Origin of the sequence: Muricoccus roseus, assembly GCF_900141905.1 — a bacterium.
GTDB classification, from domain to species: Bacteria; Pseudomonadota; Alphaproteobacteria; order Acetobacterales; family Acetobacteraceae; genus Roseomonas; species Roseomonas rosea.
On the sequence record NZ_FQZF01000037.1, the window covers coordinates 1 to 25,995 of the forward strand.

Sequence of the window (25,995 nt, forward strand, 5' to 3'; positions counted from 1 at the left end):
CCTCGGGCGGCGCCTTGCTGTTCCACCTGCTCAGCAAGCTCTACGAGCGCACCAGCGTGGTCATCACCACCAACCTGAGTTTCAGCGAGTGGGGCGGCGTGTTCGGCGACGCTAAGATGACCACGGCCCTGCTCGACCGGCTCACGCACCACTGCCACATCCTGGAGACCGGCAACGACAGTTTCCGGTTCAGGAGCAGCTCGGCCGAACCCAGGAACAGGAGGGCCAAAGCACCCGCTTGACCCGCGGCCACAGCCCGCGGGACATATCCCTGCACGGGTCAGTTCTCGATGAAAACCCCGGGTCAGTTCTCAGCGAAACTCAACAACCGGGATGACATAAGTCTTCGCGATATTGGCCGCTGCCACTCCAGACTTGTCGACGCGGAGGCGCCGTTGAAACCGCTCTTCACGTTCGACGAGCCCTCACCGAAGGGAATGAATCCCTCGACAGGAAGTCGAGGGATTCATTCCGGTGAAGAGGCCGCCTGTTGATGAGACCGATCGGAGGGCGTGGCGGACCGAGGATCGGCGGCAGGCGCGTCGCCGATGATTAGATCGATGATCCTGGCGACGAGGGGGCCGATGTGGTCGTCGAATTCCTCGAGGAGTGGCTCCGTGCGAAGCACGTGGCGAAAGATGCCGATGCCCGCCAGGCAGGCGGCGAGCAGCGCCGCCCGCTGGGGGGACGGGTCGTCGAGCTTGGAGGCGAGCGGCTCGACGACGTCCCTGGCCATGGCAGCCCGAAGGATCGGGATCGCCTCGGGACTCAGCAGGTTGCGGACCAGGATGTCCAGCGGATCGACCACCCGGAGCGCCTGGTCGAGGCTGGGCTCGAGGAGCCGGGCGGTGAGGCGGGCGGAAAGCTCGCCCCGATCGACGGCGAAGAGCTGCCGAGGCTGGAAGGCGATGGTGACCACCTCGGTGAAGAGCCGTTCCTTCGAGCCGAAGGTGCGGTGGACCAGGGCAACGTCGATTCCGACATCGGCGGCGATGTCACGGAGCTTGGTCTCTTCGTAGGAATACTGCGCGAACCGGAGGAGCGCAGCTTCCAGGATACGGCCGCGCGTATCCAGCCCTGGGCGTGAAGTACCGAGTCTTTGCATCATCCCCTCATCCTGCGCCGTAAGGGCCATGTCGGTCCAACTCCTGTTTCCTGTACATGTCAACGACGGTTGACCTAAATCAAGGCCGACCGGCCGGCCGGCGGCTACGCGGCTGGTCGTTCCCCCGAGGGAGGGATCGTCCGAAATGCCTTCGGGTGCCTGCGAAGAGAGGATTGGGAAGATGTCTAGAGTGGCGATCGTCACGGGGGGAACGCGTGGCATAGGCGCCGCGATTTCCAGGGCCCTCCATGCGGAAGGCCATAAGGTCGCCGCGAACTACGCCGGCAATGAAGAGGCGGCAGCGGCGTTCCATCGCGACACGGGCATCGCCGTGTTCAAATGGGACGTCTCGGATTTCGACGCCTGCGCGGCAGGCGTGGCCCGGGTCGCGGACGAGCTCGGCCTGGTCAACATTCTCGTCAACAACGCCGGCATCACGCGCGACAGCATGCTGCACAAGATGACGCTGGAGCAGTGGCGGGCCGTCATCGGCACCAACCTGAATTCCCTCTTCAACATGACCCGCCCGGTCATCGAGGGCATGCGGGAGCGCGGCTTCGGCCGCATCGTCAACATCTCCTCGATCAACGGGCAGAAGGGGCAGATCGGGCAGACGAACTACTCCGCCTCCAAGGCGGGCGACATCGGCTTCACCAAGGCCCTGGCGCAGGAGAACGCGCGGAAGGGGATCACGGTCAACGCGGTCTGCCCCGGCTACACCGAGACCGACATGGTGCGCGCCGTGCCGCAGGACGTGCTGGAGAAATCGATTCTGTCGCAGATCCCCGTCGGCCGTCTGGGCCAGCCCGAGGAGATCGCGCGGTGCGTGCTGTTCCTCGCCTCGGAGCAGGCCGGCTTCATCACCGGCTCGACGCTGACGGTCAACGGCGGGCAATACCTCACCTGACGCGCCGGGTACGTCCCTTCGCCGGCGCCCGCTCGGCGGGAGCCGCGGCCGTGTCCGGCGGCTGCGGTTCCGGGCCCGACAGGCGATCGCCGTCGCCGAATTTCGGCAGGGACCGGTTTCTCGGAACCGCACGGTGGCCCGAGACCGGGCCGGCGTTGAGCTGCTGCTCGCTGGGCGCGCCAAGGGTGGTCTTGGCCAGGGCGTAGCCTTCCGCCTGGTTGGCCCGGATGAAGGACTCGGAGAAATCATAGTCCCGCGAGGCGGGCTCGCCGGCCCGTCCGGCGCGGACGAAGCGCGTGATGCGTGTCGCCGCCCCGTCCCCCATCAGCTCCAGGTAGAGCGGCCGCTGCCGGATCTTCGCCTGGATGGCTGGATCGACGAAGCCGAGGATGCCGTTGACCAGCCCCCGATAGGCGCCGACCAGCTCGCGGAGGCGCAGGTCGCTGCGCACGCGCTCGGAATAGACGATCTCGTCGCGGCGGGCCATCACCTCCATCAGGTTCGTCGGAAGCGGCCTCTGCCCCGCGAAAAGGTCCACGATGAAGACCCGCTTCCCGTCCGGGCCGCAGCGGTCGATGACAATGTCGAGCGGCGAGTTGCTGACGACGCCGCCGTCCCAATAGGCCTTGCCGTCGATCTCGGTCCAGGGGAAGCCGGGCGGCAGGCTGCCGCTGGCCAGGATGTGGTCCGGCGTCAACTCGTCGACATAGCTGTCGAAGATCTCGAGCTCGGCGGTGGTGACGTTGACCGCGCCGACCAGCAGCCGGACGGGGCTGTTCCGAAGCGAGGGGAAGTCCACGTATTTCGCGATCAGCGCCTTCATGGGGGCGATGTCGTAGAAGCTGGTCCAGCTTCCCGGCAGCATCATCGGCGTGGAGAAAGAGGGCATCCAGCGCGGCCGGAAGAAGTTCGGCACGCCGAACATGAGAATCCCGAGGGAGGTCGCCGCCCTGGCCGCCGCCTCGCACGGCATCACAGGGGTCTTCACGGAGAGTTCCGACCAGAAGGCCTCCAGCGCTTCCGTGGCGTGGCGCGGATTGCCCGCGATGATCGCGCCATTCAGGGCACCGATCGAGATGCCCGCGACCACGTCGGGGAAGATACGCTCCTCCTCCAGCGCCTTCACCACCCCGCATTCGAAGGCCCCGAGCGCGCCGCCGCCTTGCAGGACGAGGACGGTCTGGGTCGGAAGGTGATCGAGGGAGAATGCAGGATCATGGAGCCTGCCCTTCACCCCGCGGAGATTGGCCCGGTAGCGGATCAGCCCCTTGGCGCCGTTGGTCTCCTCGACGGGCCGGCCGACCGTGAACAGCGCGCGGGGGACGTCGCCCTTCAGGTAGAACAGGGCGAAGGATTTTTCCTCCAGCGATCCGCGGCCGATCCGCTCCTCCGCCTCCTCCGGCGCGCCCAGCATGCTGAAGCTGACGTCGCCGACGTCGCAGAAGAAGTAGGAGACCTCGTCGTAGCGCCGCCGCTGCCCGAGCATGTTCCTCGCCGCGAGCCGGCCCTGCTTCTCGGCATTGTCCCAATGCTCGATGTGGCGGCGGCGGGCGAAGACGGGGTCGTAGAAGCTGGTGACGTCGCCCCCGGCGAAGACGTTCGGGGCGCTCGTCCTCAGCAGCTCGTCGACCAGGACGAGGCTGCCCTCGAGCGCGATCCCGCTTCCCCCGAGGAAGTCCGTGGCGGGCTCGACGCCGATGCTGACGACGAGGAGGTCGCAGGGAAGCCGGCGCCCGGACGAGACCTCCACCTCCCGGACGCAGTCGTCGCCATGGATCGCCGTGATGGTCTCGCCCAGCAAGATGCGGGCACCCCGGTCCTCGGCGTGCCGCCGGAAGTAGGCCGAGACGTCCGGTGCCTCGACATGCGGCAGCACGAAGCCTTCGCATTCGATGATCATGACCTCCAGGCCGAGCTCCAAGAGGGACATGGCGATCTCCAGGCCGAGAAAACTCCCGCCCAGCACGACAGCGTGCTGCACGCCCGTGGCGATCCGCGCCCGCACCGCGTCGCAATCGGCCTTGCGGCGCAGGTAGTGCACGCCGGGAAGCCGCTCTCCCAGAACCAGCAGGCGCTTCGGCCTGGAGCCGGTCGCGATCAGCAGCCGGCCATAGCGGATCTCCTCGCCTGCCGAGGTCGTGACGACCTGCCGTCCGGGATCGACCGAGGCCGCGGCGCTGTTTAGCAGGAGCTCGATCGCCTGGTCCCGGTAGAAGCCTTCGGGACGCAGCAGGATCCGGCTTTCATCGACGGTGCCGAGCAAGATCTGCTTCGAGAGGGACGGCCGGTAATAGGGCGCGATGTCGTCGGCCGACAAGATCATGACCGGACCCGTCGCGCCTTCGAGCCGGAGCGTCGCGGCGGCGGCCGCGCTGGCGCCGCCTCCGCCGAGAAGAAGGTGGTCGACCTCTCGCATCGTCATGCAAGATTCCCATCGCGAATTCGGCCCCGGTGGCGGGGCCCCGGTTCAGCCTTCAGTCGACACGAATGGCCGGGCGGATGCGCGCGTTGAGGCGGTCCACCAGCCAGAGCAGGCTGCCATGCCAGAAGCCGTTCAGGCGGGCCCGGTGGCTCCGGTACAGCATCGCGTGCCGAAGTCATTCGCCTCGCGGCCCAGGGCGAGGACATGCGTGTCGTAGGGCACCTCGCGCGCATGCAGCAGTCCTGCCCTTGCGCGGACAACCAGGGCGCCAGCCGGGCCACCCGCGCCGCCCGGTCGATGCCCACGGGCTCGCCCGGCTGGAAGACGAGACCGTGGGTCCGCGCCTGCGCCACGTAGGCCGTCTGCTGCTGATGGACGTCGCGCGTGCCGGCCGCGATGGTGTGCAGCATCGGCTTCCAGACATGGGCGGTCTCGCGATCGACCAGGGTGACCCTGAGCCGTCCCCGGCTGGTGGCGCGCCCCGCGAGCCGGGTGGCCAGCTCGATACCGGCGACGCCCCCGCCCAGGACGACGACACGATGAACATCCTGCATGGGCGGCTTCTCCATGTTGGCGATGGCGGGGAGCTTCCCTGGCATCTTCAGCAGGGGCATCTTCAGCAGGCGGACCAGCCGCCGTCCGACGACAGCACCGCTCCGTTGACGTTCCGCGCCTCGTCGCTCATGAGCCAGAGGATGTTGGCGGCGAGCGAGGCCGCATCGACCGACGGCGGCGCGCTGGCCTGCATCACGGGCCCGATCCGCGCCCAGGCGCTCTCCGAGCGGGGCGTCGCGACGATGGAGGTCTGCACTCCTCCCGGCGCCACCGCATTCGTCCGTATGCCATCCGGGCCGTAGATGAAGGCCGTGCTCCGGGTCAGCCCCAGCAGGGCGTGTTTGGAGGCGGTGTAGGCGACGCCAGCGACGGAGCCGCGCAGGGCTGCGATCGAGGCGACGTTGACGATGCTGCCCCGTCCCGCCACGAGCATCGCGGGCAGAACGGCACGGGTCAACCGCATCACGGCGGTCAGGTTGACGGCCAGCACCCTGTCCCAGGTTCCGTCGTCGATCTCCGCGACCGGCAGGAACCCGTCCATGATTCCCGCGACATTGGCGAGCGCGTCCACCCGGCCGGCGCAGGCCGCGACGACGTCCTGCACGGTCGCCTCGCGGGAGATGTCGCCGGCCACCATGACGACGGCGCCGGCGCCGCGCTCCTCTGCCAGCGACGCCAGGCGCTCCTCCTCGATGTCGGTGGCGACGACCCGCGCGCCTTCGGCCAGGAGCCGCAAGGCGGTGGCGTGCCCGATCCCCGCGCCCGCGCCAGTGACGATGACCGTATGGCCGGCAAACCGGCCTGCGATGGGTTCCATCGGTAACCTCCTCATTTCGGGCTCGCCCCGGCCGCGCGGCTCATCTCAGGAACCGCCGGAACCGCCGGAGCGAGAACAGGAACAGCGCCGCCCCGATTCCGACGAGCGCCACGAGCTGGGGCCAGACGACGCTGAGCCCGGCGCCGCGGAACAGCACGGCCTGCGCCAGGATCACGAAATGCGTGTTGGGCGCCGCCAGCATGATGGTCTGGATGACCTCGGGCATGCTCTCGCGCGGCGTGACGCCGCCGGACAGCACCTGGAGCGGCAGGAGCACGAGCATCAGCAGCAGGCCGAACTGGGGCATCGAGCCGGCGATGGTGGCCAGGAAGATCCCCATGCAGGTCGTGGCGAAGAGCTGCAGCGCCGCGCCGAACAGGAAAAGGCCGACGGAGCCCTCGATCGGGACCGCCAGCACGCCCTTCACCACCACCAGGATCGAGAAGGCGGAGGCCAGCAGCACGACGAGGGCCATGGACCAGATCTTGCTCAGCATGATCTCGACCGGCGTGACGGGCATGACCAGGAGGTGGTCGATCGTGCCGTGCTCGCGCTCGCGGATGAGGGCCGCGCCGGTGAGGACGATCGACAGCATGGTGATGGAGGAGATGACGTTGTTGATCGCGCCGAACCAGCTCTTGTTCAGCTCGGGGTTGAAGCGCGCGCGCAACGTGAGCTCCACCGGAACCGCCGCCCCCGAGCGGTATCGGCTGAGGAACTCGGCCACCTCGCTCGTGACGATGGACTGGACGTAGCCGGCCCCGGTGAAGGCCTGCGTCATGCGCGTGGCGTCCACGTTGAGCTGGATCGCAGGCGACCGGCCGGCCAGCAGGTCGCGCTGGAAGTTGGGCGGGATGTCCAGCGCGAAGGTGTCCAGCCCCGCATCCATGCGGCTGTCCATCTCCTGGGCCGAGATGAGGCGGGGGATGGCGAAGTAAGGAGGGTAGAAGGCCAGCGCGATGCGCCCCGAGACCGGCGAGCGGTCCTCGTCCACGATGGCGATGGCGGCACGGCTCAGCGTCTCGGGCATGGCCCGCGAGGCCGTGTAGATCGAGAGGGTGAAGGCGTAGGCGATCAGGATCAGCAGCATCGGATCGCGGGCGAGGCCGCGCAGTTCCTTGACGCCGAGCTGGAGGACGTTCGCCGGCCGCATGCTCAGTGCGCCTGCTTGCGCAGCAAGACCGCCGCCAGCCCCAGCAGCACGGGGATGGCGAGCAGGAGCGGCACGAAGTCCCCCGCCAGTTCGGTGAAGCCGAGCGCCTTCGAGAAGGTTCCGCGCGAGATGGTGACGAAGTAGGTGGCCGGATAGATGCGGCCGATCACGGCCCCCGCGCCCTCCAGCGAGGAGACGGGGTCGATCATGCCGGAATACTGCACGGCCGGGATCAGGGTGATCAGCGCCGTGCCGAAGATGGCCGCGATCTGGCTGTTCATGAAGGTCGAGATCAGCAGGCCCATGCCGGTGCTGCTGATGACATAGAGCAGCGCGGCCGCGCTCAGGGCGAGGAAGCTGCCGGTCATGGGCACGCGGAAGACCAGCACCGCGAAAGCCGTCAGCATCAGGAAGTTCAGCATGGCGAGCAGGACGTAGGGGAGCTGCTTGCCGAGCAGGAACTCCAGCCGCGTCACCGGCGTCGCGTAGAAGTTGACGATCGAGCCGAGCTCCTTCTCGCGGACCACGCTGAGGACGGCGAGCATGGCCGGGATCATCATCAGCAGCAGGGGAATCACCGCGGGCACCATCGCGACCAAGCTCTGAATGTCGGGGTTGTAGCGGTAGCGGACCTGGAGCTGGAACGCGCCGAGGGTGGCGGCCTCGCCGTAGAGCTCCCGGGCCTTCTGCGTCAGCCAGGCCGCGTGCATGCCCTGCACATAGCCGCGCACCGTCTCCGCGCGCGACGGCATGGCGCCGTCGATCCAGGCGCCGATCTCGACGTTCCGGCCGCGCGCCACGTCGCGGCCGAAGCCCGGAGGGATCTCGATCGCGAGGCTCAGCTCGCCGTTGCGCATGCGCCGGTCGAGATCGGCATAGTCGGCGATGGGCGCCTTCTCGGTGAAGTAGCGCGAGCCCGAGATCTGCAGCGCGTAGTCGCGGCTCACCGTCGTGTCGTCGCGGTCGAGCACGGCGAAGGACAGGTTCTCGACGTCCAGGTTGATGCCGTAGCCGACGACGAACATCAGCAGGACACTGCCCAGCAGGGCGAGGGCGGCGCGGATGGGATCGCGCTGCAGTTCCAGCGCCTCGCGCCGGGCATAGGCGAACATCCGGCGCGGGCTGAAGAAGCGCGCGAGGCCCGCGTTCTGCTTCGCCTCCGCCGCGGCCTGGACCGGCGGGGCGGTGGGCGCCTCCTCCTGCGATCCGCCCGCTGCCTCCAGATAGGCGATGAACGCCTCCTCGAGCGTGGGCGCGGACCGGCTCCGGACGATCGCGGCGGGCGTGTCGCTGACGAGGACTTTGCCCGCATGCATGAGCGAGATGCGGTCGCACAGCTCCGCCTCGTTCATGAAGTGCGTCGAGACGAAGATCGTCACGCTGTCCTTCCGGGAGAGGTCGGACAGGATGCGCCAGAAGGCGTCGCGCGCCATGGGATCCACGCCCGAGGTCGGCTCGTCGAGGATCAGCAGCTCGGGCGAATGGATCATCGCCACCGCGAGCGACAGGCGCTGGCGGATCCCCAGGGGAAGGGCTTCCGGAAGGCTGTCCATCACGCCGCCCAGGTCGAAGCGGGCGGCCATCTCCCCGATCCGCGCGGGGATGCCGGCCGCCGGCATGCCGAAGAGCCGGGCATGGAGGTCGAGGTTCTGCCGGACCGTCAGCTCCGAATAGAGCGAGAAGGCCTGCGACATGTAGCCGACGCGGCGCCGCACCTCCATGTCGGTGGCATCCACCTCGCGGCCGAACAGTCGGGCCTTGCCCTCGCTCGCGGCCAGCAGGCCGGTGAGCATCTTCATGGTGGTCGTCTTGCCGCAGCCGTTGGAGCCGAGGAAGCCGAAGATCTCGCCCCGGCCGATCCGGAAGCTCACATCGTCCACCGCCGTGAAGTCGCCGAAGCGCATGGAGAGGTGCTCGGCCTCGATCGCGGCGTCCTCCCCGTCCGCCACCGGACGGGGCGGAATGACGAGCGGCTCATGCCCGCGGCGCCGCTCCTCGGGCAGCAGGGCGATGAAGGCGGCGTCGAGCGTCGCCGTGCCGGTCCGCGCCAGCAGCTCGGCGGGCGCGCCGGTGGCCAGCACGCGCCCGGAATCCATCGCGACGAGCCAGTCGAAGCGCGCGGCCTCCTCCATATAGGCGGTGGCGACGATCACGCTCATGCCGTCGCGGCCGCCGCGGATGCGGTCGATCAGCTCCCAGAACTGGCGGCGCGACAGCGGATCGACGCCCGTGGTCGGCTCGTCGAGGATCAGCAGGTCGGGGTCGTGGATCAGCGCGCAGCAGAGGCCGAGCTTCTGCTTCATGCCGCCCGAGAGCTTGCCCGCCGGGCGATCCGCGAAGGCGGCGAGGCCGGTGCTGCGCAGGAGCTCGGCGATGCGGCGCTCGCGCTCGGCCCGGCCCTGGCCGAAGAGGCGGCCGAAGAAGTCCACGTTCTCGAAGACCGAGAGGGTCGGGTAGAGGTTCTTGCCCAGGCCCTGCGGCATATAGGCGATCCGCGGGCAGGTCGCGGCACGGTGCGCGGCGCTGGCCATGTCGCCGCCCAGCACCTCGACCTGCCCGGACTGGATGGCGTGGGCGCCGGCGACCAGCGACAACAGGCTCGACTTGCCCACGCCGTCGGGGCCGATCAGCCCGACCATGCGGCCCCGCGGGATGTCGAGGGTCACGGCGTCCAGGGCGCGGGCCTTGCCGTAGGACAGGCCCACCTCCCGCAGCCGCGCGATGGGCGACGGCTCCACCTCCCCGCCCGGCGGGCCGCTCACTGCACCAGCGTCCCGGTCAGGCTGGCGGGCCATGCGGCGTCCGGCACCAGCCGGACATAGGCGACGCCGGGGATGCCGGCCTTCACCTGGGTGATGTAGCGGCGCAGCAGCTCGGGCGCGATGCGCGCCTTGACCCGGAACATGAGCTTCTGCCGCTCCTGCGCCGTCTCGACGCTGCGCGGCGTGAACTGGGCGACATCGGCGACGAAGGAGATGGTCGCGGGGATGACGTATTGCGGCGCCGCGTCCAGGACGAGGCGCACCTCCGCCCCGTAGGAGAGCCGTCCGGCCTGCTCGGCGGGGAGGAAGAAGTTCATGTACACGTCACCGAGATCGACGAGGTTCAGCACGCGGCCGCCGGCCGAGAGGACCTCGCCGGGCTGCGCCACGCGGTACTGCACGCGGCCGTCCCTCGGGGATTTCAGGTCGCTGTCCGCGATGTCCACGTCGATGCGCTCGAGGGTGGCCCGGGCCGCATCGACCGCGGACCGGGCATCGACGACCTGCGAGCGCGCCGCGTTGATCGCGGCGTCCGAGGCCGCGAGCTGCGCCTGTGCCGCTCCGACTGCGGCCACCGCGCCCAGCGCCCGCGCGCGGTCGTCGTCCAGGAGCTGGAGGGAGGCGTTGTTGGTCCTGGCGAGCTGCTCGGTGCGCGCGCGCCGCCCGTTCGCGGCGTCGCGCTCCGCCTCGCGCTGCGCGACGGTCGCGGCGGCGGCCCTGCGCTCCGCCTCGCGCTGGGTCACCAGGCTCTCCGCAGTGCCTATGGCGATCTGCGCCCGCTGCAACTGGGCTTCGGCCTCGCGGCGCTGGGCCATGAGGGGGGCGGTGTCCATCCGCGCGAGCAGCTGGCCGGCCTCCACGAAATCGCCCTCGTTGACGAGAATCTCGCGGATGCGCCCCGCAGTCTTCGTCGAGACGTCGATCTCGACGGCCTCGAGGCGCCCGTTCCCGCTGGCGATGCCCGGCGGCAGCCCGCCCGTCCCGAGCCGCTCCCAGGCGAAATAGCCGCCGCCGGCCACGACCGCGACCGCCGCAGCCAGGAGCAGACCTCTACGCAGAGGTGTCACCGTCGTGAAACCTTTTCGAAGCCGGCCAGGAACCGTCCCGATCCGCGCAGCCTCATGTGCCCGAGGCGGAGGTAAGCGCCGACTGCAGCGACTGGAAGCTGCGACGTGCCTCGTCGGCACAGGTCGTCGAGGCGGATCGCAGGAAATCGAACTGGCAGGCGAGCGCCTCGGCCGGCCCCTTGCACTCCGACAGCTTCCTCGCGAAGTCCGCCTGCGCCTGGAGGGCACGGGCGAGAGCGCCGAAGCTCTCATGGTAGAGATTCGTGTAGAGGGCTGTGGGCGCCTCCGAGAAGGGCTTCAGCCAATCGAGCCCGACGGCCGTCATGATCTCCGTCCCGCCTTCGATCTTCTTCTCAGCCATCTCCGAAGCTCCTCTGAATCGCGATGCCCAGTCCGGCAACCCGCTTGTTCTGCCTGCCCTGAATGAGCGCCGCACTGATCTATGTCAACGATTGTTGACTGACGCGGGCCCCAAGGTTTAGCCATGACAAGCCAACAAACCCGGATGAGGGCATCCATGCGCCGCGAACCCGCGCAACAGGCGCCGCTTGCGGCGCGTGACCGCATCCTGCAGGCCGCCAGACGGCGATTTTCAAGGCACGCCTACGAGGACATCGGGCTATGGGACATCGCCGCCGATGCCGGCGTCGACATCGCCTGCATGTATCGCTGCTTCGGCTCCAAGGAAGAGCTCTTCGCCCGGGCCGTGGAGACGGCGCTTCGGCCCGGCCGCATCCTCCCGGAACCCGATGGCCTGGCCTCGTCCCTGGCGAGGCAGGTCTTCGCGCAGGACGCCGCGCACGCCGCTGGCGCGGCCGGTCCGTTCGACATCGTCGTCCGCTCGTTGTCGAGCCCGGATGGCGCGCGCGTGCTGCGGGAGTGCATCGCGACGGCCTTCGTCGCCCCCCCGGCCGGAACGTCGCCGCATCCCTCCGCCCAGCAGGCCGCGGTGATCGCAGCCTTCCTGGGAGGGATGGGAATCCTGCGGAACGTGCTCGCCCTCGGGCCGCTGCGCGAGCCGGAGGGCGGCGCGCTTCACCGGCTGATCGAACGGACCCTCCAGGCCATCCTGGAGGCGGATGACGGCCGCGCACCGCAGGCCACGATGGAGATGCGCCCATGAGCCCAACCGCCTTTCCGGCCGGCGACGACGAGAGCGTGAGCAGCGAGGCCTTCCGCGCGATCGACCGGATGCGCGAGGCCATGACGGCGCGCGCGACGGGAGGGGTATCCCCGGCCTCGCTCGCGCTGGCGCTGTTCGACTGGTCCCTCCATCTCGCCTCGGCGCCGGGCAAGCGGATGGAACTGGCCGACAAGGCGGGACGAAAGGCCGTCCGGCTGCTCACCTGGCTCGCGGCCTCCTGCGCCCAGCAGGAGGTGCCGCCCTGCATCGAGCCCCTGCCGGGCGACTACCGCTTCCGCGCCGAGGCCTGGCGCAAGCAGCCCTTCGCCTTCTGGGCGCAGGCCTTCCTGCTCAACCAGCAATGGTGGCACAACGTCACCCGCGAGGTTCCGGGCATGGCGCCGCACCATGAGGACGTCGTCTCCTTCGCGGCGCGGCAATGGCTGGACGTGTTCTCGCCGTCGAACAGCCCCTTCGCCAATCCGGAGATCCTCGAGAAGACTTTCCAGACGGGCGGGGAGAACCTGCTCCACGGCCTCCGGAACTGGTTCGAGGATGTCGGCCGGCTCGCCACGGGCCAGCCGCCCGTGGGGGCGGAATCCTTCCTGCCCGGCCGCGACGTGGCGGTGACGCCGGGCAAGGTCGTCTACCGGAACCACCTGATCGAGCTGATCCAGTACGCCCCGGCGACGGAGACGGTGCTGGCCGAGCCGGTGCTCATCGTGCCGGCCTGGATCATGAAGTACTACATCCTCGACCTGTCGCCGCAGAACTCGCTGGTGCGGCACCTGGTGTCGAAGGGCCATACGGTGTTCTGCGTCTCCTGGCGCAATCCCACGGCGCAGGACCGCGACCTCGCGATGGACGACTATCGCCGGATGGGCGTGATGGCCGCGCTCGACGCGGTCCAGGCCATCCTTCCGGGGCGGAAGATTCACGCGACCGGCTATTGCCTGGGCGGCACGCTGCTCGCCATCGCGGCCGCGGCGATGGCGCGGGCCGATGACGACCGGCTCGCTTCCGTGACCCTCCTCGCGGCGCAGACCGACTTCACGGAGCCCGGCGAGCTCGCCCTGTTCATCGACCACAGCCAGATGCACTTCCTCGACAGCATGATGTGGAACAAGGGCTACCTCTCGGCCGAGCAGATGGCCGGCGCCTTCCAGCTCCTGCGCACCAACGACCTCATCTGGTCGCGCCTCGTGCACGACTACCTGATGGGCGAGCGCACGCCGATGATCGACCTCATGGCCTGGAACGCGGATTCCACGCGCATGCCCTACCGGATGCACGCGGAATACCTCCAGCGCCTGTACCTGGACAACGAGCTCGCGGCCGGGCGCTTCCTCGTGGAGGGACGGCCGGCGGCGCTGCAGAACATCCGCGTGCCGCTCTTCGTGGTGGGCACGGAGCGCGACCACGTCGCGCCCTGGCGGTCGGTCTACAAGATCCATTTCCTCGCCGACACCGACGTCACCTTCGTGCTCACGAGCGGCGGCCACAATGCCGGCATCGTCAGCGAGCCGGGCCGGGCCAGGCGGCGCTTCCGGGTCGCCACCCGGCGGATGGACGACAAGTGCCTCGACGCCGAGGAATGGGCGACGGCGGCGGAGCGCAAGGAAGGCTCCTGGTGGGAGGAATGGGTGCCCTGGCTGTCCGCCCGCTCCTCGCCCGAGCCGGTGGCGCCGCCGCCGATGGGCGCCGCCGACAAGGGCTGCGCGCCGGTCGGCGACGCGCCCGGAACCTATGTCTTCCAGCGCTGAGGGCCCGATGAACGACGAGGTCCTCCGCAACCGGCACTTCGCGGAACTGCGGGTCGGCGACACGGCATCCCTGGTGCGCAGCATAGGGCGTGACGACATCGACCTGTTCGCGGCCGTCTCGGGCGACGTCAATCCGGCGCATCTCGACGCCGTCTTCGCGGCCACCGACCGCTTCGGGCACATCGTCGCCCACGGCATGTGGACAGCCGCGCTGGTCTCGGCCGTGCTGGGCACGAAGCTGCCCGGCCTCGGCACGATCTATCTGGGGCAGGACCTGAAATTCCTGAAGCCGGTCGTGCCGGGCGACGTCGTGACCGCGACCGTCACCGTGAAGGAGAAGCGGGCGGAGAAGGCCATCGTCCTGCTGGACACCACCTGCACCAACCAGCGCGGCGAGACGGTGCTGGCCGGGACGGCGACCGTGATCGCGCCAGACCGGCTCATCGAATGGCCGAGGACGCGGCTGCCCGACGTCTCGCTCCGGCGACACGAGCGCTACGAGGCCTTCGTGAAGGACGCCCGGAGCCGGCCGCCGATCCACGCCGCCATCGTGCATCCCTGCTCGCCGGCGGCGATCCTCGGCGCGATCGAGGTCCGCGACGAGGGGTTGCTCGAGCCGCTGCTGATCGGCCCGGAGGCGAAGATCCGTGCCGCGGCGGAGGCGGCGCAGGTCGCGCTGGACGGGATCGCGATCGAGGACGTGCCGCACAGCCACGCCGCCGCCGCCCGCGCCGTCGAGCTCGCGGCGGCGGGGCGGGTGGCGGTGCTGGTGAAGGGCAGCCTGCACACCGACGAGCTGCTGGCGGCGGTGCTGGCCGCGGGTTCCGGCCTGCGGACCGAGCGGCGGCTCAGCCATGTCTACGTCATGGACGTGCCTGCCTATCCGAAGCCGCTCGTCGTCACCGACGCGGCGGTCAACATCCAGCCGACGCTGGAGCACAAGCGCGACATCTGCCAGAACGCGGTCGATCTTCTCCGGCTGCTCGGGATGGAGGAGGTGCTGGTCGCGGTGCTCGCCGCCGTCGAGACCGTCAATCCGAAGATGCCGTCGACGCTCGACGCGGCGGCGCTGTCGATGATGGCGTCCCGCGGCCAGATCGAGGGGGCGAAGGTCGACGGCCCGCTCGCCTTCGACAATGCCATCAGCGTCGACGCGGCGCGGACCAAGGGCATCGTCTCCCCGGTCGCGGGAAGGGCCGATATCCTGCTCGTCCCCGACCTGGAGGCCGGAAACATGCTGGCCAAGCAGCTGATCTATTTCGGCGGGGCCACGGCGGCCGGGCTGGTGCTCGGCGCGCGGGTCCCCATCGTGCTGACCAGCCGCGCCGATTCGCTGTCCGCGCGCATCGCCTCGGCGGCGCTCGCCAAGCTCGTCGCCGAACGCAAGGCCATATTATGAGCGCCGATCTGCTGCTCACGCTCAACGCCGGCTCCTCGACGGTGAAGATCGGGCTGTTCGAGATCGCACCCGACGGGCCGCGCCGCGCCGCCCGGGGCGTGATCGACTTCCGGCGGGACCCGGCCCGTCTCCGGATGCAGGAGGGGCCCGGCCTCTTCGAGGTGGATCTCGCGCCCGAGGCCTCGAAGGACATGCAGGCGGCGCTGGTGGAGACCTTCGGCCATCTGGCCGGGCATTTCGACCCAAGCCGTATCGCCGCCATCGGGCATCGGGTGGTGCATGGCGGCGACGCCTTCGCCGGACCGGTGCGGATCGACGACGCGGCCCTGGCGGCGATGGAGGCGCTGACGGCGCTTGCGCCCCTCCATCAGCCGCAGAGCCTCCGGCTGATCCGCGCCATCCGGGAGCTGCGGCCAGGTCTCGCGCAGTTCGCCTCCTTCGACACCGCCTTCCACAGGACCAACCCGGAGCTCGTCCGGCGCTTCGCCATCCCGCGCGCGCTCCACGCGGAAGGGGTGAAGCGCTACGGCTTCCACGGGCTGTCCTACAAGTTCGTCTCGGGCGAGCTGGCCCGGCGCGCGCCGGAGGCGGCACCGGGCCGGGTCGTCATCGCGCATCTCGGCAGCGGGGCCAGCCTGTGCGGCCTGCGGGACGGGGCGAGCCAGGACAGCAGCATGGGCTTCTCGACCCTGGACGGCATTCCGATGGCCACGCGGTGCGGGGCGCTCGATCCGGGCGTGCTGCTGCACCTGCTCGGTACGGCGGGGCGGTCGCTCGGAGAGGTCGAGGATATCCTTTATCACCAGAGCGGGCTTCTCGGCGTGTCCGGCCTCAGCGCCGACAGCCGGGAGTTGCTGGAGAGCGGCCGGCCCGAGGCCCGCGAGGCCATCGACCTCTTCACCTTCCGCGCGGCCGGCGAGGTCGCGCGGCTGGCGGCGACACTGGGCGGCCTGGACACCCTGGTCTTCACCGCCGGGATCGGGGAGAACCAGCCCACGGTGCGCCTGGGGGTCTGCGGGAGGTTGGCATGGCTCGGCCTCGAGCTCGATGCCGCGGCCAATGACCGGAATGCGGAGATCATCAGCACGCCGTCGAGCCGCATCGCGGCCTTCGTGATCCCGACGGACGAGGAGCAGGTCATCGCCGACGAGGCGCTGTCGCTGCTCGGCAGGGCAGGATAGCCACAGCCGGGCTCAGCCCGGCCCGGCTGGCCGCGGCGCGGTCCCGCGAAGGAAAATCTCGACCGCCCTGTCGACCTGGCGGGCGATCTCCTCGGGGGAGGGCTGCTCCCGCCGGCCCAGCATCAGCATCATGTGCATCTTGCCGATCGCCAAGCCGAAGAGCATCCCGGCGGCCTCGCCGGGGTCATCGATCTGGAGCCTGCCCTTCCGCGCATGCCCGGCGATGCAGCGCTCCAGCGATCCCTCGCCGCGGCCCGGCCCGGTGGAAGGCCCGGGCGAGCTTCGGCGAACGCTTCCCCTCGGCCGAGATCAGCCGGAACATCCCGATCTGCTTCCAGCCCAACAGCCGCTCGGCCGCCATCAGCAGCAGGGCCGTCAGCGAGCTGCGCGGATTGTCGCCCTCCTCCGGCGTGAAGATCATCATGCCTGGCTGCATCGTCCGGCCTCGGCCCATGCAGTGGCCGACGCAGCATTGCTAAAACGCGTCAGGACCTCGTATGCCAGCTCGCGCCAGACCTACGGGTCACCACGGGTCCATGCCGACCTGCGGGCAAGTGGGGCGAAGCATGGCCGCGAGCGGATCGCCCGCCTGATGCGCGACGCCGGGTTGTTCGGCGCCAGCCATCGGCATGGCGGCCGCCTGACCACCCGGCGCGACAAGGATGCCCGGCCAGCGCCGGACTTGGTGGACCGTGACTTCACGGCATCCAGGCCGAACCAGCTCTGGGTCGCCGACATCACCTATGTGCCGACCGCGACGGGCTTCCTCTACCTGACCGTCGTGCTGGATGCCTGGAGCCGCAGGATCGTCGGCTGGGCGACGGCAAACCATCTGCGTGCCGAGCTGGTGCTGGAGGCCATGGACATGGCTGTCGGCCAGCGGCGTCCGAAGCACGTCATCCACCACAGCGACAGGGCAGCAATACACCTCGGTCGCCTTCGGGAAGCGATGCGCAGAGGCCGGTGTCCGGCCGTCCATGGGCTCTGTCGGTGATGCCTACGACAACGCCATGGCCGAGAGCTTCTTCTCCAGCCTCGAAGCCGAACTTCTCAGCCGTCGACGCTTCGCATCCCAGGCCGAGGCCAAGATGGTCTGCTTCCCGGATGCGCGCGCCGCGGACGACCGATAGCCGCCCGAGACCGAGGCGCGGCATCATTTGTCTTAATGTAAACGGCCAATCCTTGATCCAACTTAAAGATTCGCGCGTGGCAATCGGACAATACGATGCTCCGAAGCCAATCTCGGCAAGCACGGAGGACGTGATGACCGCAAACTCGCCAACCAAGATGGGACTGATCGCCAGCCTGGTCATCTCTCTTGCCGTTGCTCCGTCCGCGCTAGCACAGACACAGGACGACCAGGACCACACGGCCCATCATCCGGGTGGGGCGCAGGTGACCCAGCCGGCATCCCCAGGTGCCAGCCAGACGGCACCCGCGACGGCGGCCCCGCCGGTTGTTGGTACCGCACCACCCCAGGGCATGCCGATGCCCGGCGCCGGCGCGCCGGGAGGACCTCCCGGCAGCACCCCCGGCATGATGGGCGGCGACATGCAGCCGATGATGATGCAGATGATGCGACGGATGATGGCCGGACAGGGTGCGATTGGTGGTTCCGGACCTACGCGACCGTTCCAGCGCGTCGAAGGCGAACTGGCCTATTTCCGTGCGGAGCTGCGCATCACGGACGCGCAGGTTCCGCAGTGGAACACCTTGGCCGAAGCCATAAGGGGTGCTGTAGGCCAGTTGCGGCGCGCCTTTGGCGAGGCAACGCCGGCGTCGCAGCGGCCGGTGCCGGCGATCGCGCAGCTGGAGCGACGCATCGCGCTGCTATCCGTCCAGTTGGACACCGCGCGGGTCGTCGCTGCGGCCGCCGGCCCGCTCTACGCCGCGTTGTCGGATGAACAGAAGCTCATGGCCGACGAGCTGATGGCCGAGCACCTGAGTCTCGTGCCCAGGATGGGCATGTGAGAGCGGCGGGCGTGCTCTGAACCTCCATGACGAGATGGGGATGTTCCCCGGCTCCGCGGCAGCTCTCGGTATTTCCCGAAGCCGCCGTAACCACGTCACGACCGGCTCGGTCGCGTGTTCGACATTAAGTGAATTCAGCGTCGGCGATGATCCGCAAAGCCGATGGCGCAGCTCCCTGCAGACCATGGTGCGCATAGTGCGACGCTGTGATCGTGGCTGTATTGGATGGGCCGCGCACGCACGGCCCGTTCCCTCTTGCCAAGCTTCGCTCTGCCCGCCGGATCGTGATCGCCGAGGATCGCGACCCGGCATAACCCATGGAGAATCAGCATGACCAGTGCCCCTGCGCCGAATGCCTCGGGTCGCCGGGCCCTGCTCGGGGCAGCACTCTCCACCGGCCTGCTTCACCGCCCGGTCCAGGCCCAGCCCAATGCGGCAGCCGGTGGGCGGCAGCCTCACCTTCTCCGCGCAGTCCATCGGATCATCGAGGTTCGGCGCCGGCCGGCTGACGTCTTCGGTCTGATCGACGCTGGGGGGCGGCCGGGTCTTACGCTCGAATCCGATGAACGGTTTCGTGTGCAAGTCGACAACGAAACACGCGAGCCCACCATCATCCACTGGCACGGCCAGACGCCGCCTTTCTGGCAGGACGGCACGCCAGATATGCCGCTCCCCGTGTTGCCGCCGGGTACGCGACGCGACTTCGATTTCGTGCCGCGGCCCGGAACGCATTGGATGCACAGCCATCTCGCGCCCCAGGAAATGGCATTGATGGCCGCGCCTCTGGTGGTCCGGACGATTGAGGACGCACGCGCCGACCGACAGGAAGTCGTGGTGCTGCTGCATGATTTCAGCTTCCGCCCCTTCGCCGAGTTGATGGCCGGGCTCCGCGCGACCGCCGCTGCACATGGAGGCCACGCGGTGCATGGGGCTCCTGCTGTCACAGCTGGCACCGTAGCCGATCTCAACGACATCGAATTCGACGCCTACCTCGCCAATGACCGGACGCTCGACGATCCCCAGGTGACGCGCGTCGAGCGCGGCGGGCGGGTGCTGTTGCGGCTCATCAACGGCGCCGGCGCGACGGTGTTCTTCGTCGATCTCGGCGGCGTTCCGGGACATCTGCTGGCGGTGGACGGGGAGCAGGTGCGGATGCGGGTGGAACACCGACTCGGAATCGCCATGGGGCAGCGGCTCGACATCGAACTGGACATCCCACGCGAAGGCGGAGCATTCCCAATCTTCTTCCAACGCGAGGGTGCACTGGAGCGCACCGGCATAATCCTCGCTACCCCGGGCGCGCGCGTCGGGCGGCTGGCCGATCACGCCAGCGCAAGGGCTGGTGCGTTCGGCCTGGAACTCGAAAGGCGCCTGACCGCCGCCCACCCCCTCGAGCCCAAGCCCGCCCGTGTGCGGAGGGACTTAGCCCTCACCGGGCAGATGTCGCCCTACGCGTGGGGCATGGATGGCCGCAGTTGGCAGGATCGGCAGCCGTTACAGATTGAACTCGACGACCGGGTGGAGATCACCTTTGTCAATCGAGGACCTATGGCGCATCCCATGCATCTGCATGGACATCGCTTTCAGGTCGTGGCTCTGGGCGGACCGCGCTTCGCCGGCGCGCTCCGCGACACCTTGCACGTGCCGCCGGGTGCCTCCGCGACGGTCGCCTTCGATGCAGACAATCCTGGTGCTTGGATGCTGCATTGCCATCACATGCCGCATCTAGCGACCGGGATGGCGACGGAACTGCGCTATCTCGGCACGCGCGGAGGCTGATCGCGGCACATGACCCTGCCGGGCATCCAAGATATCTACTCCATCATGGGCGAACGGCACCCATCAGGAAGCACATATGCTCGTGCGTGATCTCCGTGCTGCACGCTCTTAACCTTGACCGACGTGATCGCGCTTCGGGCCACCGAGCCGCGGAATGAAGCCCGGTACGTCTCGCATGTACCGCTCATAGTCAGAGCCGAATTCCGCCAGGGACTCGCGTTCTTCAGTTCGCGCGAGGCGCGTGTACATGAACACCAAGACCGGGAACATCGCGAGCGTCAGCAAGGTCGGCCACTGCAACAGAAAGCCGAACATCACCAGTACGAAGCCGACATATTGCGGATGCCGCACATAGGCATAGACACCGCCGGTCGCGAGCGTGTGATGGCGCTGCGCCTCATAGAGCACCTTCCAGCCCGCCGAGATCAGGATGAAGCCACCGCCAATGAAAGCGAAGCTCAGGAGGTGAAACGGCCCAAAATGCGGATTGGCTCTCCAGCCGAACATCTCCTCGAGAAGATGCCCAGCGTCATGGGAAAACCAATCGACGCCCGGAAAGCGGCTCTGCAGCCAGCCTGAGAGCAGGTAGATCGTCAGCGGGAACCCGTACATCTCGGTAAACAGCGCAACCAGAAAGGCGCTGAAGGCGCCGAAGGAGCGCCAATCGCGCTTCGTCTGCGGCTTGAAGAAACTGAAGGCGAAGAAGATGAAGATCGCCGAATTGATAATGACCAACAACCAAAGGCCATAAGCGGGAACATCGTCGTGCATGATCGACTCCAGACCTTTGATCGCGGCTCAATACTTATGAGGCTGGTTCTGGCCGGCGTCCGCCGATCCACGGCCGCTGCTATCGCTGCCCCCGTGTCCGCCGTGGCCACCATGCATGAAGAGATGCATCAAGGGGCAGGCGAGGAGCAGCAGGAAGGGCAAATACCCCAGATACGGGATGAGATGGGCACGGTGCTCGGTCACCAGGTAAAAGCCGCCGATCACGAGAAAGCCGATCAGGACCCAATTCGCGCGAGAGCGAAAGAAGCCGCGTGCTTCACCATCATGACCGCCGTGTTCCATGGAAACTCCATCCGCATCAGATCGAGGCGCTCCGATGCACCTTGCAGCCGCGCAGACGTCACCAGGACGACGCCGACCGTATCGGCCCAACGCCATCCTCCGAACGGAGCGACCTCGCTCGGACCATGATCGGCCACACGTCCTGAATCTTTGATCCCGGTTAAACATGTGTCGTGTATCGGTCGAAGCGGCCGGACCGATCAGATGGCTTGCGCGTCCGTGGGGCCTGTCTCATGCGACAGTGAGTTGCTGGAAGCTGGCCACGAGTTCCTCGATCGCGTTCACGCAAGAGCCAAGCCGCACATCGACTCCCGCCGAGCAAAGCCTCCGCTTCTCCACATCGCCGATGAAGCTGCAGATCAGCCGACCCGGGTTGGCGGATAAAATGAGATCGCATAGCGCAGCGGGCGTGCGCTGAGGGTTAGCGCGGAACTCCGTCACGCCTGTGCTCGTGTCGACGATCCAGATGCCGTCGCATTTGCCAAAGAAGGGGCACAGCGCCGGGCTCGCTTCAGATTTCATCACGGTGATCGCGATACGGCTTGCCGACGGGGGTGATACGCAGGCGACGATAGCCATCGACTCCTCCCTGGAAGACCAGCAAAGTCAGGGAATTATGGGGCCTGGCAACATATCTGACTTTAAACTCGATCAAACATTCGTTCGGGCTGCGCGGCATCAGAAATCTGCCAAGTGAGCGGTGGCCGATCAGGAAGGCGCCCTCCACTTATGACTACGAACGACCCAAGGGGTCCGGCTTACGGCACCTCGCTCCCTTGATCTCGATCAAGGCTGCCGGATCTTTCCCTGTATACATTTGTGGTGAGCTGTGTGTTGGCTCCCGGGGTCATGTTGTCGCTTCCGGTTCGGGCCTTCTTGGATCACCGGAAGAGGCGGATGCTGCGGTTCCTCGCCATGTTCATCTTTGCCGCGGCGATCATCATGATGCCGAGTGGGCAGAGCGTGACCACGGTTGTACCGATCGGGGCCGGCGGATCTGCCTCCATGGCGGTCGTGAGCGCTTCTGATCATCAGACCCACAGTGACGGATGCGATCACTGTCCAGAGTGTCCAAATTCGGACAAGCCCTGCTGCCCAATGACTGACTGCTTCTGCCCGGCGGCTTGTTCGACGACCTTGGCGCTCCCGGCTGGCAGCCTGCCAGTCCAAGCCTTCGGGCGCTCCTCAGCGAGGATGCAGCCCGAAGCAGACGATCCAGGCTCAGTCATCCTCGGACTCGACCCCCCAGTTCCTCGACGCTCGACCTAGCGGGTCGATCGGCCCAGCGGAAAGCGATCTTGCTGCCAACGGTCCACGCCTTGCGCGGACCGTTGGCACGGCTGGATTGATCAATCCCGCTGGCGCCGCGCCGCCAAGGCGGCCGGCTGAGCCGGACGACCTGGTCATGTGGATTCAACCTTCCAGGTGAAACCGACCAGATCGAGGACTGTAATATGGCTCCGAGCCAAGCGTCTTATCCAGAGAGCACCATCCGAGCGTCGCGGGATCACGCCCATGGACGATACGAAGATCTGCAACCCGGGGTGATCCGGTCCCCGGTTCCTTGGGGAGCCGCAAACACGATTAGTGATGCGGAAAGGAACACCCGTATGCCGATGCCTGGGAATGGCCCGACGAAGCAACCCTCGGGTTGTGAGGCTTGCTTCGCGCGGGTTAACCGGGGTTTGTGCGCAGATTGCCGACCAGGATTGCCATGTGTGATCGCGAGTTACAAATCTGCTGATCGGGAATTCAAGGCCGGCCAAGACCTTTTCAGCCTCGGCGAGCCGTGCGATTCGATTTACAATCTCACGGAAGGCTGGATTATTCTTTATAATATACTGGAAGATGGGCGGCGGCAGATTTTACATTTCGCATTGTCGGGTGCCGTGCTCGGATTCCATCCCGGCGGCGGCGCGATGATGACATACAGCGCGCAAGCTTTGACGGATGCCGTCGTGAACACAATTCCGCACAAGGCTCTACTACCGATTGTCAAGCAGCAACCTGAATTCGGTTTGCGGCTCGCCTGCCTGATCGCACGGGATTGCACCTTGGCTTTCGATCGTCTCACCAGCATTGGGCGGCATTCAGCGCGTGAGCGCGTCGCCCACCTGCTGCTCAAGCTGTTCGTCCGCTACCGCGCACAATGGCCTGGCAGTCAGATCGAGGAAATGCATCTTCCGTTGACCCAAGAACATATCGGAGATGCGACGGGTCTGACCTCCGTTCATGTCAACCGGGTCCTGAGGGAACTGCGAAAGGATGGGATCCTGGAATTCCATTATCGACGACTCCGAATCCTCGATCCAGACAAACTGGTCGACGTTGCGGGGCTTGACCCTCAACTCGTGATGTCCTGGATCCGCTGATGGTGACAAGCCAGGCATCGAAGCCCGAGCGAGAGACGCTCAGTGCCGAACATAGCTGGAAGAGCGGCCAGATTGTGCATCGAACAGAAGCCGCGCATGGGATTCGCCGTCAGGAAAGCGGCGCGTCTCGATCTTACCAAGATCCCATCCTCCGGTTTCTGCCAGATGACGGGCGAAGGTCTCGTTTCCGGGTAAGGGCAGAATCAGGCGCATGGACGCCTGCTCGTTCGATCTGACGTTGCCCTCATTTGTGCCGCCTGTAGAAACGCAGGAACTGGGCGTTGATGGCGACGATGACGGTGCTGGCCGACATGAAGACGGCGGCGACGGCCGGGGTCATGAGAAAACCCGTTCCGAAGGTGATGCCAGCCGCCATCGGGATGGCAATTGCGTTGTACCCAGTCGCCCAAATCAGGTTCTGCACCATCTTGCGATAGGTGGCGCGTGACAGGCCGAGGATTGCAGCCACATCGCGCGGATCGCTCCTGACCAGGACGACGTCGGCCGATTCCACGGCAACGTCTGTACCGGCACCGATGGCGATCCCGAGATCGGCCACGACCAGCGCCGGCGCGTCATTCACGCCGTCCCCGACCATGGCCACTGCAAGTCCGCGCGCCTGGAGTTCCTTGATCTTCTCGGACTTCTGATCCGGGAGCACCTCGGCGAAATACTCGCTGATGCCCAGTTCTTCTGACACTGCTTGCGCGACCCCCTTGGCATCGCCAGTGAGCATCACGGAGTTGATCCCGAGTGTCTTCAATTCGGCGACGGCTTCCTTCGATTCCGGCCGGACGATGTCGGCCAGAGCGAACAGTGCGCGCGGCTCGCCGTCGCGGACGAGGACCACCACCGTCTTGCCCTGAGCCTCCAATTGCTTGAGCCGCTCGTGGCCGATCGCCTTGCCCTGCCTTGCGAGGTGGCCGGGACTGACGATGCGGATGTCGTGGCCGTCGACCTTTGCAACGATGCCCTCACCGGTGATGTTGCTGACGTCGCTCGCCTTCGAAATCGTCAGGCCCCTGTTCTTCGCCTCGACGACGATGCCATGGGCGATCGGATGCTCGGACTGGCTCTCGGCCGCCGTCGCGTAAGCCAGCTCCTCGTCTTCGTTGCCGCCGGCGAGCAGCACGATGTCGCTGACGCCAAACCGACCCTCCGTCAGTGTTCCGGTCTTGTCGAAAACCACAGCGTTCAGATTGCGCGCGCGTTCAAAGGCTGCGCGGTCACGGATCAAAAGCCCGTTTCCGGCGCTGAGCGAGGTGCTGACGGCGACTACGAGCGGAACGGCAAGCCCGAGCGCATGCGGGCAGGCGACGACCATCACCGTCACCATGCGCTCGATCGCGAATTCAAGCGACGCGCCGAGAACGAGCCACCAGACGAAGAGCGTACCGAAGCCGACGGCGAGAGCGATGTAAGTGAGCCACGAGGCAGCACGGTTGGCGATGTCCTGCGTCCTGGAGCGCGTCGCCTGCGCCTTCCTCACAAGGTCGATGACCTGTGCGAGATAAGTGGCATCGCCGGTGGCCGTCACCTCGATGGTCACGGCGTTGGCGCCGTTGATCGCGCCGCCGATGACGGTGGTGCCGACCGTCTTCGAGACCGGGCGGGATTCGCCGGTCAGCATCGCCTCGTTGAAGCCGGACGCCCCCTCGATGATCTTGCCGTCCACGGGCACCTTGGCGCCCGGGCGGACGAGAACCCGATCCCCCGGCTGCAATGCGGAGATGGGGACCTCGCGCATCGAGCCATCGGCGCCGATCTTCGTTGCGCTGTCGGGCAGCAACCGGACCAGTTCCTCGAGCGCGCGCGATGCACCCATCACCGAGCGCATCTCGACCCAGTGGCCGAGAAGCATGATCGCGACCAAAGTCACGAGCTCCCAATAGAATGGCTCTCCCGGAAAACCAAAGGTGGTGGCGGCCGAGAAGAAGTAGGCGGCCGAGATCGCCAGCGCGATCAAGGTCATCATTCCGGGCTGCCATTTTCGCAGCTCGGACGTGAAGCCAGTGAGGAACGGCCATCCGCCATAAACATAGACGATCGTTGAAAGAGCGAAGAGAACCAGCCCGTCTCCCCCAAAGGCGAGCGTCTCGGCAACGCCAAGCCAGTGCTGGATCATCGGCGACAGAAGCAGGACGGGCGGCGTGAGAACGAGCGTGACCCAGAACCGTCGGCGGAAGTCGGCGACCATCGCACCATGATCGTGGCCGCCGTGCCCGGCATGTTCGGAATGGCTGGAACCGGCCGCCGCCACGATCTTGGGATCGGTGTGAGAATCGTCTTGCCGCCGGCCGCCAGCATGACCGGCATGACCGTTGTGATCGTGGGCATGTGGCCGGTCGGAGGTCATTCTACGCAATCCTGCTGTTTGTTGCGGCCTTCGGGAGACCATGGCGCTTATGGAATGCTCAACGAAATTTTGCCCGCGCCAGAAACGTGAGCACCACTTCATGCTGAGTCTGCTTGGTCGCTGATTTCGCGAATCATGTCTTTGATCGAGGTTAAGTTCGCCAATGGGCTAGATGGGCATGGATGAAGT

22 protein-coding genes and 1 pseudogene are annotated in these 25,995 nt (G+C 67.2%); 10 read left to right on the forward strand and 13 right to left on the reverse strand.

Annotation, left to right across the window (positions count from 1 at the left end; all coding sequences use genetic code 11):
* On the forward strand, nt 1-242 hold a 242-nt coding region (locus BUB97_RS22055; protein WP_175562711.1), incomplete at its 5' end, for an ATP-binding protein.
* A 224-nt stretch (nt 243-466) separates the two neighbouring features.
* Here BUB97_RS22055 and BUB97_RS22060 read toward each other — a convergent pair.
* On the reverse strand, nt 467-1,108 hold the full coding sequence (locus BUB97_RS22060) for a TetR/AcrR family transcriptional regulator (RefSeq protein ID WP_175562712.1): 642 nt from the start codon (nt 1,106-1,108) through the stop codon (nt 467-469).
* Nucleotides 1,109-1,286: 178 nt separating this feature from the next.
* On the opposite strand from BUB97_RS22060, the gene phbB reads away from it, so the two are divergent.
* Nucleotides 1,287-2,012 (forward strand): beta-ketoacyl-ACP reductase, encoded by a 726-nt coding sequence (gene phbB / locus BUB97_RS22065; RefSeq protein ID WP_073139032.1) that lies wholly within the window; start codon nt 1,287-1,289, stop codon nt 2,010-2,012.
* Here the strand turns inward: phbB and BUB97_RS22070 are convergent.
* From BUB97_RS22070 to BUB97_RS22100, 6 genes are all read right to left on the reverse strand, one after another.
* Nucleotides 2,005-4,434, reverse strand: a complete 2,430-nt coding sequence (locus BUB97_RS22070) for an FAD-dependent oxidoreductase (RefSeq protein WP_073139035.1) — start codon at nt 4,432-4,434, stop codon at nt 2,005-2,007. The genes phbB and BUB97_RS22070 overlap by 8 nt on opposite strands.
* A 616-nt stretch (nt 4,435-5,050) precedes the next feature.
* On the reverse strand, nt 5,051-5,806 hold the full coding sequence (locus tag BUB97_RS22080; RefSeq protein ID WP_073139041.1) for an SDR family NAD(P)-dependent oxidoreductase: 756 nt from the start codon (nt 5,804-5,806) through the stop codon (nt 5,051-5,053).
* A 40-nt stretch (nt 5,807-5,846) separates the two neighbouring features.
* Entirely contained in the window at nt 5,847-6,959 is a 1,113-nt protein-coding gene (locus tag BUB97_RS22085; protein ID WP_073139044.1) for an ABC transporter permease, read from the reverse strand.
* A 2-nt stretch (nt 6,960-6,961) separates the two neighbouring features.
* Nucleotides 6,962-9,754 carry a ribosome-associated ATPase/putative transporter RbbA gene (gene rbbA / locus BUB97_RS22090; RefSeq protein ID WP_086062463.1) on the reverse strand — a complete coding sequence of 931 codons (2,793 nt, stop codon included), beginning with the start codon at nt 9,752-9,754 and terminating at the stop codon, nt 6,962-6,964.
* The gene (locus BUB97_RS22095) at nt 9,718-10,788 is read right to left on the reverse strand and encodes an HlyD family secretion protein (protein WP_073139050.1); all 1,071 of its coding nucleotides are present in this window, start codon (nt 10,786-10,788) and stop codon (nt 9,718-9,720) included. The genes rbbA and BUB97_RS22095 overlap by 37 nt, the downstream gene beginning before the upstream one ends.
* Before the next feature lie 52 nt (nt 10,789-10,840).
* Nucleotides 10,841-11,149 carry a phasin family protein gene (locus BUB97_RS22100; protein WP_073139053.1) on the reverse strand — a complete coding sequence of 103 codons (309 nt, stop codon included), beginning with the start codon at nt 11,147-11,149 and terminating at the stop codon, nt 10,841-10,843.
* Between the two features lie 156 nt (nt 11,150-11,305).
* Between BUB97_RS22100 and BUB97_RS22105 the strand changes: the two genes are divergently transcribed.
* The 4 genes from BUB97_RS22105 to BUB97_RS22120 are packed head-to-tail and all read left to right on the forward strand — an operon-like array spanning nt 11,306 to nt 16,254.
* Complete coding sequence (locus BUB97_RS22105; protein WP_073139055.1) at nt 11,306-11,911, forward strand: TetR/AcrR family transcriptional regulator; 606 nt, start codon at nt 11,306-11,308, stop codon at nt 11,909-11,911.
* Nucleotides 11,908-13,674 (forward strand): PHA/PHB synthase family protein, encoded by a 1,767-nt coding sequence (locus tag BUB97_RS22110; protein WP_073139058.1) that lies wholly within the window; start codon nt 11,908-11,910, stop codon nt 13,672-13,674. Before BUB97_RS22105 ends, BUB97_RS22110 begins: the two co-directional genes overlap by 4 nt.
* A 7-nt stretch (nt 13,675-13,681) precedes the next feature.
* Nucleotides 13,682-15,073: a bifunctional enoyl-CoA hydratase/phosphate acetyltransferase gene (locus BUB97_RS22115; protein ID WP_086062464.1), complete on the forward strand. Its 1,392-nt coding sequence runs from the start codon at nt 13,682-13,684 to the stop codon at nt 15,071-15,073.
* Nucleotides 15,070-16,254: an acetate/propionate family kinase gene (locus BUB97_RS22120; RefSeq protein WP_073139064.1), complete on the forward strand. Its 1,185-nt coding sequence runs from the start codon at nt 15,070-15,072 to the stop codon at nt 16,252-16,254. Before BUB97_RS22115 ends, BUB97_RS22120 begins: the two co-directional genes overlap by 4 nt.
* Nucleotides 16,255-16,266: 12 nt before the next feature.
* Here BUB97_RS22120 and BUB97_RS27545 read toward each other — a convergent pair whose 3' ends face one another.
* Nucleotides 16,267-16,491, reverse strand: a complete 225-nt coding sequence (locus BUB97_RS27545) for a TetR/AcrR family transcriptional regulator C-terminal domain-containing protein (protein WP_338141792.1) — start codon at nt 16,489-16,491, stop codon at nt 16,267-16,269.
* Between BUB97_RS27545 and BUB97_RS22130 the strand changes: the two are divergent.
* From BUB97_RS22130 to BUB97_RS22140, 3 genes and pseudogenes are all read left to right on the forward strand, one after another.
* Nucleotides 16,478-17,354, forward strand: a pseudogene (locus tag BUB97_RS22130) (IS3 family transposase); the annotation flags it as partial. The gene BUB97_RS27545 and the pseudogene BUB97_RS22130 sit on opposite strands and share 14 nt — an antisense overlap.
* 163 nt (nt 17,355-17,517) lie before the next feature.
* A complete protein-coding gene (locus tag BUB97_RS25620) occupies nt 17,518-18,225 on the forward strand; it encodes a Spy/CpxP family protein refolding chaperone (protein ID WP_175562715.1) in 708 nt (235 codons plus the stop codon).
* Nucleotides 18,226-18,555: 330 nt separating this feature from the next.
* Complete coding sequence (locus tag BUB97_RS22140; protein WP_073139069.1) at nt 18,556-20,004, forward strand: multicopper oxidase family protein; 1,449 nt, start codon at nt 18,556-18,558, stop codon at nt 20,002-20,004.
* A gap of 108 nt (nt 20,005-20,112) precedes the next feature.
* On the opposite strand, the gene BUB97_RS22145 is transcribed toward BUB97_RS22140, so the two are convergent.
* The 3 genes from BUB97_RS22145 to BUB97_RS22155 form a co-directional block, all read right to left on the reverse strand.
* Complete coding sequence (locus tag BUB97_RS22145; protein WP_073139072.1) at nt 20,113-20,775, reverse strand: methyltransferase family protein; 663 nt, start codon at nt 20,773-20,775, stop codon at nt 20,113-20,115.
* Nucleotides 20,776-20,802: 27 nt separating this feature from the next.
* Nucleotides 20,803-21,078, reverse strand: coding sequence for a DUF2933 domain-containing protein (locus tag BUB97_RS27030; RefSeq protein WP_073139075.1), 276 nt, complete (start codon nt 21,076-21,078; stop codon nt 20,803-20,805).
* 231 nt (nt 21,079-21,309) lie between these two features.
* Nucleotides 21,310-21,657, reverse strand: a complete 348-nt coding sequence (locus BUB97_RS22155) for a NifB/NifX family molybdenum-iron cluster-binding protein (RefSeq protein WP_073139077.1) — start codon at nt 21,655-21,657, stop codon at nt 21,310-21,312.
* A gap of 1,139 nt (nt 21,658-22,796) precedes the next feature.
* On the opposite strand from BUB97_RS22155, the gene BUB97_RS22160 reads away from it, so the two are divergent.
* Nucleotides 22,797-23,450, forward strand: coding sequence for a Crp/Fnr family transcriptional regulator (locus BUB97_RS22160; RefSeq protein ID WP_073139080.1), 654 nt, complete (start codon nt 22,797-22,799; stop codon nt 23,448-23,450).
* 39 nt (nt 23,451-23,489) lie between these two features.
* Here BUB97_RS22160 and BUB97_RS25995 read toward each other — a convergent pair whose 3' ends face one another.
* Nucleotides 23,490-23,663, reverse strand: a complete 174-nt coding sequence (locus BUB97_RS25995; protein ID WP_217659735.1) for a hypothetical protein — start codon at nt 23,661-23,663, stop codon at nt 23,490-23,492.
* 31 nt (nt 23,664-23,694) lie between these two features.
* Nucleotides 23,695-25,806 carry a heavy metal translocating P-type ATPase gene (locus BUB97_RS22165; RefSeq protein ID WP_073139083.1) on the reverse strand — a complete coding sequence of 704 codons (2,112 nt, stop codon included), beginning with the start codon at nt 25,804-25,806 and terminating at the stop codon, nt 23,695-23,697.
* Nucleotides 25,807-25,995: the final 189 nt, after the last annotated feature.

Coding starts and splice junctions, on each gene's coding strand:
- BUB97_RS22060 (WP_175562712.1), bottom strand. CDS start 1,108: ATGATGCAAAGACTCGGTACTTCACGCCCAGGGCTGGATACGCGCGGC.
- phbB (WP_073139032.1), top strand. CDS start 1,287: ATGTCTAGAGTGGCGATCGTCACGGGGGGAACGCGTGGCATAGGCGCC.
- BUB97_RS22070 (WP_073139035.1), bottom strand. CDS start 4,434: ATGACGATGCGAGAGGTCGACCACCTTCTTCTCGGCGGAGGCGGCGCC.
- BUB97_RS22080 (WP_073139041.1), bottom strand. CDS start 5,806: ATGGAACCCATCGCAGGCCGGTTTGCCGGCCATACGGTCATCGTCACT.
- BUB97_RS22085 (WP_073139044.1), bottom strand. CDS start 6,959: ATGCGGCCGGCGAACGTCCTCCAGCTCGGCGTCAAGGAACTGCGCGGC.
- rbbA (WP_086062463.1), bottom strand. CDS start 9,754: ATGGCCCGCCAGCCTGACCGGGACGCTGGTGCAGTGAGCGGCCCGCCG.
- BUB97_RS22100 (WP_073139053.1), bottom strand. CDS start 11,149: ATGGCTGAGAAGAAGATCGAAGGCGGGACGGAGATCATGACGGCCGTC.
- BUB97_RS22105 (WP_073139055.1), top strand. CDS start 11,306: ATGCGCCGCGAACCCGCGCAACAGGCGCCGCTTGCGGCGCGTGACCGC.
- BUB97_RS22110 (WP_073139058.1), top strand. CDS start 11,908: ATGAGCCCAACCGCCTTTCCGGCCGGCGACGACGAGAGCGTGAGCAGC.
- BUB97_RS22115 (WP_086062464.1), top strand. CDS start 13,682: ATGAACGACGAGGTCCTCCGCAACCGGCACTTCGCGGAACTGCGGGTC.
- BUB97_RS22120 (WP_073139064.1), top strand. CDS start 15,070: ATGAGCGCCGATCTGCTGCTCACGCTCAACGCCGGCTCCTCGACGGTG.
- BUB97_RS25620 (WP_175562715.1), top strand. CDS start 17,518: ATGACCGCAAACTCGCCAACCAAGATGGGACTGATCGCCAGCCTGGTC.
- BUB97_RS22140 (WP_073139069.1), top strand. CDS start 18,556: ATGACCAGTGCCCCTGCGCCGAATGCCTCGGGTCGCCGGGCCCTGCTC.
- BUB97_RS22145 (WP_073139072.1), bottom strand. CDS start 20,775: ATGCACGACGATGTTCCCGCTTATGGCCTTTGGTTGTTGGTCATTATC.
- BUB97_RS27030 (WP_073139075.1), bottom strand. CDS start 21,078: ATGGAACACGGCGGTCATGATGGTGAAGCACGCGGCTTCTTTCGCTCT.
- BUB97_RS22155 (WP_073139077.1), bottom strand. CDS start 21,657: ATGGCTATCGTCGCCTGCGTATCACCCCCGTCGGCAAGCCGTATCGCG.
- BUB97_RS25995 (WP_217659735.1), bottom strand. CDS start 23,663: ATGCGCCTGATTCTGCCCTTACCCGGAAACGAGACCTTCGCCCGTCAT.
- BUB97_RS22165 (WP_073139083.1), bottom strand. CDS start 25,806: ATGACCTCCGACCGGCCACATGCCCACGATCACAACGGTCATGCCGGT.